The following is a 276-nucleotide window of genomic DNA, read 5'->3' on the forward strand; positions in this document are numbered from 1 at the left end:
CGCTGAAGGCGGTGACGTTCAACGCACAGGCCGATACGGGCGCCGCGACCAATTCGACGCTCGCGGGGTTGGCGCGGCTGATCTATCCGGCCGAAGCAAAGGAGCTCGCCGATTTCGACGTCATCAGCAATCTGCCGCCCGGCGCGCCGTTCCGCGGCCCCGGCGGCCCGCCGGTTGGGGTTTGTGTCCCAGCGCTTGCGAAGCGCAATCGGATCGACCTTCATCCGCAGCGCGGCTTCGTCGACGGCCTGCTCCAGCGCGAACGCCATCGGCGGG

At 69.2% G+C, this 276-nt stretch carries 1 protein-coding gene; it reads left to right on the forward strand.

Annotated features, from left to right (window positions below):
* On the forward strand, positions 1-276 hold a 276-nt coding region (locus RMT89_RS42795), incomplete at both ends, for a hypothetical protein (RefSeq protein WP_315889163.1).

It is taken from the genome of Streptomyces sp. P17, from assembly GCF_032436805.1.
GTDB lineage: Bacteria > Actinomycetota > Actinomycetes > Streptomycetales > Streptomycetaceae > Streptomyces.